This window comes from Variovorax sp. 20P10.2.4, from assembly GCF_058244205.1.
The window spans coordinates 1-8,003 of sequence record NZ_JBZAYE010000332.1 but is presented as its reverse complement, the minus strand read 5'-3'; the positions used below and the strand labels follow the sequence as shown (position 1 = coordinate 8,003).

Sequence of the window (8,003 nt, the reverse complement as noted above, 5' to 3'; positions counted from 1 at the left end):
GCCAGGCGCAGGCGAACCAGCAACTGCTGGCCGCGAGCGCCGAGGCCGATGCCCTGGCCGCGCGCATCGATCTCACCGAGACCGAATTGCAGGCCGCGCGGCCCGACATCGTGCTGCAGGACATCGAGCGGCTGCGGCGCAGCATCGAGCAACTGATGCGCGGCCACCAGCAACGGCGCGAACAGCTGCTGGTGCTCGAGAGCGGCCTGCAGCAGGCTGGCGCCCAGGGCCTCGAGGAACAGCGCGAGGCGCTGGCCGGCCAGCTCGCGCAGGCCCAGCGGCGGCAGGCCGACCTGCAGCGCCGCGCCGAGGCGCTGTCGCTGCTGTGCCGCAAGCTCGAGCAGAAGCGGCAGGCCACGCTGACCCGGCTGCAGGCACCGCTGCAGGCGCGCATGCAGCACTACCTGCCGTTGCTGATGCCCGGCGCCACGGTGGAGATGGATGCGGGACTCGCGCCCGCCACGCTCACGCGCGCGCGCCTCGGCGGCACGGTCGAGAGCGGGCAGTTGCAGGAATTGAGCTTCGGCGCGCGCGAGCAGCTGCGGCTCATCAGCCGCTTCGCCTATGCCGATCTGCTGCAGGAGGCGGGCCGTCCGACCCTGCTGATCCTCGACGACGCGCTGGTGCACAGCGATGCGCCGCGCCTGGCGCAGATGAAGCGCGTGCTGTTCGATGCGGCGCAGCGGCACCAGGTGCTGCTGTTCACCTGTCACCCCGAAGACTGGCGCGACATGGGCGTGGCGCTGCGGCCACTCGCCTGAAGAGCTCCGTGAGCAGGCCTTACTTGGCCAACCCGACCGGCATGCTCGCCAGCGAAATCTCTTCGGCTTGGGTCTGCACCGACGCCGGAGCCTGCGCCACGGCCGCCCGCTCGCGCTGCACCGCGAGGTAGAGGCAGGCCATCGTGACGACGACGACCAGCAGCGACACGAGCACGGTCCAGGTGGCGAGCGATGCCTCCTTGTGGCCGCCGCCATCCGCGATCCAGTTCTTTTGCGCCACAGCCATTTTGGGAACCTCCAGGAATATGGCCGCAATGATCGCGAGGGGCGCCGGGGGAGGCACGTCGGACGGCGCCGATGGCGCATGTAACTGAATGCCTCCTGCGCCTGGCGGCGGCCTGCTCAGTCGGCCGCGACCAGCTTGAGCCCGATCACGCCCGCGAGGATCAGCGCGATGCACAGCAGCCGCAGCGGCGCCGCCGAATCGCCGAGCGCGAGCACGCCGACGATCGCGGTGCCCGCGGCGCCGATGCCGGTCCAGACCGCGTAGCCGGTGCCCATCGGCAGGGTGCGCATCGAGAACGACAGCAGCACCACGCTCGACAGCCCCGTGGCGACCGTGAACAGGGCCGGCACCAGCCGCGTGAAGCCCTCGGAGGACTTCATCGCGAAGGCGAAGGCGATTTCCAGCAGCCCGGCGATGCCGAGCAGGGTCCAGGCCACGCTCAGGCCTTGGCGGCGGCCGCGGCTGCCGCCGGCGTGGCGCGGAAGGTCACGCCGAGGCGGTTGAAGGCATTCATCAGGCCGATGGCATAGGTCAGGTCGACCAGTTCCTTTTCGCTGAATTCGGCGCTGGCGGCTCGGTAGTCGGCATCGGGCACGCCGGTGTCGGCCACGCGCGTCACCGATTCCGACCAGGCCAGCGCGGCGCGTTCGCGCGCGCTGAACACGGCGCCGGCCTCGTGCCACACCGGCACCAGCACCAGCTTGTCGACGGCGAGGCCGCCCTTGAGCAGGTCGCGCGAATGCATGTCGATGCAGTAGGCGCAGCCGTTGATCTGCGAGACACGCAGGTAGACGAGGTCGACCAGTTCCTTGGGCAGGCCGCTCTTCTGGAGCGCGGCGTACACCCCGCCGAAGGCCTTGTAGCCTTCGGGCGAAACCTTGGCGTAGTCGATGCGATGGGTCATGACGGATCCTCTGGAAGCAATGTGCGTTGAATGAAGAACCGTATGGTGCTCCGGCTTGGTCTACTTCAAAAGAGCCATGATCTACCTTGCGTTCTAGGCCATGATCCGGCCGCGCCGCTTCACATCAGCGGCAGGATCCGCCGTGCGAGCCGCTCGGCCGTGGCGCTGGAATCGACGTTCGTGAAGGCCACCATCAGCGCGGGCGCGATGTCCCGGTCGACGGCCCAGTCGCTCAGCGCCTCCGCGAACAGGCCCTCTTCGCGCATGCGCGCGACCAGCCTGCGGTCGGAGCGCCGGCCCTGCAGCCGCAGGATCAGGTGCATGCCGCCGGGCTGTTCGTCGATGCGCACCTTGGCGCCGAGCACGCGCTCGAGGCCGATGCGGGTCGCGTCGCGGCGCTCGGCATAGAGCCTGCGCATGCGCTGGATGTGGCGCGCGAAATGCCCTTCGGCGATGAAGTCGGCGACGATGGCCTGCGTGAGCTGCGGGCTGCCGCCCGCGAACATCGCCTGGGTCCGTTCGAAGCGCTCGACCTGCGCCTCGGGCACGACGAGGTAGGCCAGCCGCAGGCTCGGAAAGAGCACCTTGCTGAAGGTGCCGGCATAGATCACGCGGCCATCGCGGTCCAGGCTCTTGAGCGCGGGCAGCGGGCGGCCGGCATAGCGGTACTCGCCGTCGTAGTCGTCCTCGACGATCCACGACTGGTTGCGCCGGGCCCAGTCGAGCAGCGCGAGCCGGCGCGGCAGCGACAGCGAGACGCACAGCGGGCTCTGGTGCGCGGGCGTGACCACCGCGGCGCGCGCCTTCGGGGCCAGCCGCAGGCCCTCGGCCACCACCAGGCCCTCGGCGTCCACCGGCACGGCCACGCCCGCGAGCCGCATCGCGGCCAGCAGTTCGCGCGTGGGTGGATAGCCGGGGTTCTCGAACCACACGCGGTCCGCGGGCTTGAGCAGTGCCTGCGCGATCAGCTCGAGCGTGTGGCGGTAGCCCGAGGTGAGAAAGACCTGTGAAGGCGCGCAGTCGATGCCGCGCGACACATGCAGATAGGCGGCGATCCCGGCGCGCAGCGCGGGCAAGCCCGGCACGGCCGGATGGGTCATGTCGATGGGCTGCATCGCGCGCGCGGCGCGTGCGCCAAGCCGTGCCCAGATCTTGCGCGGAAAGACGTCGAGCGCGGGCAGGCCCATCTGGAACGGCAGGATCGAATCGGGCCGGAAGCTCGGCGTGTAGGGGGTTGCCGCCACCGGCTGCTCGCGCGCGACCGGCATGCGCGGGCGCAGGCTCGGCGACACCACCGTGCCCGCCTGCCCGCGCGCCTGGATGTAGCCCTCGGCCGCCAGCAGGCCGTAGGCGGCATCGATGGTGCCGCGCGCCAGTCCCAGCTCCTGCGTGAGCGCGCGTGCCGAGGGGATGCGGTCGCCGGGGTTCAGCGTGCCGCTCGCGATCGCGTTGCGAAAGCGCCCGTAGATCTGACGATAGTAGGGCTCCGGCGACTTCGGGTCCAGCGGCGAGAGATGGGCGAGGGTCCCTGCGGCCATGGCGTGCGTGAGGAGAGAGGAGGGTGCGCAGGATCGTAGCACCGGGCCATCGATCATGGCCTATTCCAAATATCGATTCATGGCTCTTCGGGTCAGACCATGCGATTCCTAGAATCGCCGCCATCACATCATGGGGAGCGAACGATGAACATCCTGCACCTGGACTGCAGCCCGCGCGGACAAGACTCCGAGAGCCGCCGGCTCTCGCACAGGATCGTCGAGCACCTTCGCAGGCAGGCGCCCGCGGCGCTGCTCGTGCGGCGCGCGATCGGCGACGGCGGCCTCGCGCACATCGACGCCAACTACGCATCGGGACAGCACTCGGCCACGGCCGAGGTCGCGCCGCGGGGCGCGGTCGCGACTTCAGATGTCCTGATCGAGGAACTCGAGAAGGCCGACGTCGTGGTCATCGGCACGCCGATGCACAACCTGAGCCTGCCCTCGGTGCTCAAGGCCTGGATCGACCATGTGGTGCGCGCGCGCCGCACCTTCCGCATGACGCCCGAAGGCAAGGTCGGCATGCTGCGCGACCGGCCCGTGTTCATCGCGATCGCCTCGGGCGGCCGCTTCTCGGGCGAGCGCGCGCGGCAGCCCGATTTCCTCACGCCCTATCTGCGCGCGATCCTCGGCAGCATCGGGCTCACCGAGCTGCACTTCTTCTCGGTGCAGGGCACGGGGCTGGGCGAAGCGGCCGTGGCCGAGGCGAGGTCCGCGGCGGACCTCGCGCTCGCGGCGCACTTCGGGAGCTAGTTCAGTCCCGGCCGAACATCGTGCGCGAGATGCCCGCGCGCCGCAGCATGGCTTCGAACACCAGCCGGTTGACGGGGCCGCGCCCCGCGACACGCGTGGCCGGCACGGTCTCGAGGATCTCGGTGGGAATCGCACGGTTGGCCCCGCGGCCGGCATCGGACGCGAGCTGGATCTCGCAGGCGCGTTGCAGCGTCCACAAGCGGTTGAAGGCGGTCGGGATGTCGGGCCCCGCGGTCAGCAGCCCGTGGTTGCGCAGGATCAGGTGGTTGGCCTGGCCCAGCGAGCGCACCAGCCGCGGCTGTTCGTCGAGGTTCGTGGTCACGCCCTCGTAGTCGTGGTAGGCCACGTCGCCGTACATCATCGCGCTGTAGAAGTTGTCGTGCCGCAGGCCTTCCTCCTTCGACGCGACGGCGCAGCCCGCGGTGGTGTGCACGTGCATGATGCAGTGCGCATCGGGCCGCGCGGCATGCACCGCGCTGTGGATCACGAAGCCCGCCTTGTTGACCGTGTAGGCGCTCTCGCTTTGCGAGTTGCCGCCGATGTCGGTGCAGATCAGGTTCAGTGGCGTGACCTCGGCGTAGTGCAGGCCGAAGGGGTTGATGAGGTAGCGCGCTTCCGATCCCTCGCCGGCTTCGTCCACGCGCAGCGTGATGTGGTTGAAGATCAGCTCGGTCCAGCCGAGGTGGTCGAACAGCCGGTAGCAGCAGGCCAGGTCGAGCCGGGCGGTCCATTCGGCGGCCGGCATGCCGGCCGGCGCGGGGGGAGCGGGTGGGGCCGAAGCCGCATCCATCGTCATTCGTGTGTCTCCTGGGTTCTTCGTTCGGATCGTGAGGGTGCGCTGGTCAGTCGACGGTGGCGCCGGTCGACTTGATGACCGCACCCCAGCGGTTCACTTCCTTGTCGATCCAGCGCGAGAAATCCTCGGGCGAGCCGGCCACCACGTCGAATTCCAGCTCCCGGAGTTTCGCGCTGATCTCGGGCGAGCGCACGATCTTCACGATCTCGGCATTGAGCCGGTCGATCACGGGCCGCGGCGTGCCGCCGGGCGCGAGGAAGCCGACCCACGACGTGGCGACGAAATCAGGATAGCCCGACTCGACCATCGTCGGCACCTCGGGCACGTTCGCGAAGCGCTTCTCGCCCGTGGTCGCGATCACGCGCAGCCGGCCGTCCTTGACGAACTGCTGCACGTTGCCCGGCACCAGGAAGGCGCTCTGCACGTTGCCGGCCACGAGGTCGACCAGCGCCGGCCCGGCGCCCTTGTACGGCACGTGCGTGATGTCGACCTGCGCGGCCGACTTCAGCATCTCCATCGTGAGGTGCGAGGCGCTGCCCACCGCCACCGAGGCATACGACAGCCCGCCCTTGCGCGCCTTGGCCAGCGCGACGAACTCGGCCGGCGTCTTCGCGGGCAGGTCGGCATTGACCACGAGGTACTGCGGCGAGGTCACGGCCAACGTGATCGGCGCCAGGTCCTTGCGCGGATCGAAGGGCATCTTGCGGAACAGCGTGGCGTTGATCGCGATCGGCCCGTTGTAGCCCACCAGCAGCGTGTGGCCGTCGGGCGGCGACTTGGCGACGTAGTCGGCGCCGATGTTGCCGCCCGCGCCGGGCCGGTTCTCGACGATCACCGGCTGGCCCAGCGCCTCCTGCAGCTTCGGCTGCACCAGCCGCGCCACCGTGTCGTTGGTGCTGCCGGTGATCGGCACGATGATGCGCACCGGCTTGGTGGGCGCCCAGGGCGCGGCGGTGCTGGCTCCGGCCAGCATGGCCAGGCCGAGCAGGCTCGCGAATCTCTTCAGGCGGTTCATGGCGTCTCCTTGCGGGCTACTTCTGCGGCGCGGGAATGGAGGCGATCACGCCCGCCCACTTGTCCGACTCGGCGTGGATGAAGCTCTTGAAACCGGCCGGCCCGAGGTAGCGCGGTTCGGCCGCGAGCCCGACGATCTGCGACTGCACCTCGGGCTTGGCGACCACGGCCTGGATCGCGCCCGCGAGCTTCTCGATCGCCTCGGGCGGTGCCTTGGCGGGCGCGAACAGGCCCATCCACGCGGTGGCCGAGTAGCCTGGCACGCCGCCCTCGGCGAGGGTCGGAATTTCGGGCGCCACCGCGCTGCGCGTGGCGCTGGTCACGCCGAGCGCCACCAGCGCGCCGCTCTTGATGTGCGGATAGGCCGAGGTCAGGTCGACCACCGCCACCGGCAGTTGGCCGCCGAGCAGGTCGGTCACCGCGGGGCCGCTGCCGCGGTAGGGCACGGCGACCAGCTTGAGCTTCGCCATGCTGGCCAGCAGTTCGCCCGCGAGGTGCTGCGCCGTGTACTGCCCGGTGGTGCCGTAGCTCGTGCCCTCGGGCGTGGCGCGCGCCTTCTCGATGAAGCCGCGCAGGTCGCGCAGCCCGGTCTTCGCGCCGGCCACCAGCACCAACGGGATGTCGGCCACCTTCGCGACCGGCGCGAGCTGCTCCTGAGGCTTGAGCGGCGCGGCGTCGGGCAGGTTCGGGTTGACCACGATCGCGCCGGTGGCGCCCATGCCGATGGTGTAGCCGTCGGGCGCGGACTTCGCCACGCCGATCAGTCCTGTGGCGCCACCCCCGCCGGGCTTGTTGTCGACCACCACGGGCTGGCCCAGCGCGGTGGAGAGTTCGCGCCCGACGATGCGCGCGATGCCGTCGGCCGAGGCGCCGGGCGCGAAGGGAACGACCAGCGTCACCGGTTTGGAGGGAAAGGGTTGGGCCGTGGCAGCGAAGGCGCAAAGCGCGAGGGCGGCGCTCGCGAGCGCACGCGCGTTGAAGCGCGTCGAGAGGATCTTCATGGGGCTTGTCTCCGGTTCTTGTGAGGGGTGCGTCGACGGACGGCCGGGCTTCGACGGCCCGGTCCTGTCCGCCGCGTGTCGATGTCAGTCGGGCGCGAGGTCCTTGATGTCCTCGCAATGGATCAGCTCTTCGTCGCCCGCGGCGAAGTCGCCGCGCGGCGCGCTCAGGATGCGCAGCTGCACCCAGATGCCGTCGCCCATGTTCTCGACGATCTCGCCGATGGCGCCGCTGCGCAGTTCGAGCCGGCGGCCCGGCTCGAGGTGCATGATGTTCAGCATGGGCGGGCCTCAGAAGAACATGGTGAGGTTCTTGGCCAGCAGCACGTTCTGGCCGAGCCGGATCTCGCGCCGCGCGAGCTGCCACCGGCCGTCCACGCGCCGCAGCACGTCGCTGCGCTTGCCGGCGAAGTAGTACTCCTCGTGCTCGCAGCGGTTCTGGTAGATCAGGAAGCCGCTGAGCACCGACACCTCCTGCTGGCCGGCCGCGTTCTCTTCGATCGCGGTGAGCTGCACGTTGGTGACGAGGCGGCACAGCCGCGACAGCGGTTCCTCGGCCCAGTGCACGCCGGTGAGGATCTGCTCGGCGCGCTTGGTCAGGGTCCACTTGCCCTCGTTGAACCAGCTCATGTCCTTCTCGTAGCGGGTCTTCTCGCGCGTCTCGTGCTGGCCGAACTTGACGTTGAACATCATCGGCATGAAGTACACGAGGTCCTCGGCCAGCGTGTCCAGCCATTCGCGAAAGCGCCGCTGGTCGAGCATCTCGGCCTCGTCGTAGAGGAACTCCTCGATATCGCGCTTGAGTTCGTAGTAGCGCGCGTCGCGTGGCGGCCTCGGCGGCGGGCTGGCGACGGCGGTCGGTTCGGTGAGGGTCTCGGTCATCGATGCGTCCTTCGTGGGAGGTTCGGTCAGGAATTCGGTGCGGGCGGGATCGGCCCGCCCTGGTTCGCGAAGCAGCCGACGTCGACCACCGTGCCCGAGACGGTGGCGGCGTC

At 69.8% G+C, this 8,003-nt stretch carries 11 protein-coding genes; 2 read left to right on the top strand and 9 right to left on the bottom strand.

Annotated elements, in window-relative coordinates; genetic code table 11:
* The coding region (locus AC27VN_RS25665) for an ATP-binding protein (protein WP_490878346.1) at positions 1-761 on the top strand (761 nt) is incomplete at its 5' end.
* Positions 762-780: 19 nt separating this feature from the next.
* On the opposite strand, the gene AC27VN_RS25660 is transcribed toward AC27VN_RS25665, so the two are convergent.
* From AC27VN_RS25660 to pdxR, 4 genes are all read right to left on the bottom strand, one after another.
* A complete protein-coding gene (locus tag AC27VN_RS25660) occupies positions 781-1,008 on the bottom strand; it encodes a hypothetical protein (protein WP_490878345.1) in 228 nt (75 codons plus the stop codon).
* Positions 1,009-1,124: 116 nt separating this feature from the next.
* On the bottom strand, positions 1,125-1,445 hold the full coding sequence (locus tag AC27VN_RS25655; RefSeq protein WP_093352546.1) for a DMT family transporter: 321 nt from the start codon (positions 1,443-1,445) through the stop codon (positions 1,125-1,127).
* A gap of 2 nt (positions 1,446-1,447) precedes the next feature.
* Positions 1,448-1,912 carry a carboxymuconolactone decarboxylase family protein gene (locus AC27VN_RS25650; protein ID WP_490878344.1) on the bottom strand — a complete coding sequence of 155 codons (465 nt, stop codon included), beginning with the start codon at positions 1,910-1,912 and terminating at the stop codon, positions 1,448-1,450.
* Positions 1,913-2,031: 119 nt separating this feature from the next.
* A complete protein-coding gene (gene pdxR / locus AC27VN_RS25645) occupies positions 2,032-3,450 on the bottom strand; it encodes a MocR-like pyridoxine biosynthesis transcription factor PdxR (RefSeq protein WP_490878343.1) in 1,419 nt (472 codons plus the stop codon).
* Between the two features lie 144 nt (positions 3,451-3,594).
* On the opposite strand from pdxR, the gene AC27VN_RS25640 reads away from it, so the two are divergent.
* Positions 3,595-4,200 (top strand): FMN-dependent NADH-azoreductase, encoded by a 606-nt coding sequence (locus tag AC27VN_RS25640; RefSeq protein ID WP_490878342.1) that lies wholly within the window; start codon positions 3,595-3,597, stop codon positions 4,198-4,200.
* A 1-nt stretch (position 4,201) separates the two neighbouring features.
* Here the strand turns inward: AC27VN_RS25640 and AC27VN_RS25635 are convergent, their stop codons facing one another.
* From AC27VN_RS25635 to AC27VN_RS25615, 5 genes are all read right to left on the bottom strand, one after another.
* Positions 4,202-4,996, bottom strand: coding sequence for a class II aldolase/adducin family protein (locus tag AC27VN_RS25635; protein WP_490878341.1), 795 nt, complete (start codon positions 4,994-4,996; stop codon positions 4,202-4,204).
* A gap of 46 nt (positions 4,997-5,042) precedes the next feature.
* Positions 5,043-6,011, bottom strand: a complete 969-nt coding sequence (locus tag AC27VN_RS25630; RefSeq protein ID WP_490878340.1) for a Bug family tripartite tricarboxylate transporter substrate binding protein — start codon at positions 6,009-6,011, stop codon at positions 5,043-5,045.
* Positions 6,012-6,027: 16 nt separating this feature from the next.
* Positions 6,028-7,011, bottom strand: coding sequence for a Bug family tripartite tricarboxylate transporter substrate binding protein (locus tag AC27VN_RS25625; RefSeq protein WP_490878339.1), 984 nt, complete (start codon positions 7,009-7,011; stop codon positions 6,028-6,030).
* Between the two features lie 84 nt (positions 7,012-7,095).
* On the bottom strand, positions 7,096-7,290 hold the full coding sequence (locus AC27VN_RS25620) for a hypothetical protein (protein WP_057592675.1): 195 nt from the start codon (positions 7,288-7,290) through the stop codon (positions 7,096-7,098).
* Between the two features lie 9 nt (positions 7,291-7,299).
* Positions 7,300-7,890, bottom strand: coding sequence for a 3-phenylpropionate/cinnamic acid dioxygenase subunit beta (locus AC27VN_RS25615; RefSeq protein ID WP_057592676.1), 591 nt, complete (start codon positions 7,888-7,890; stop codon positions 7,300-7,302).
* Positions 7,891-8,003: the final 113 nt, after the last annotated feature.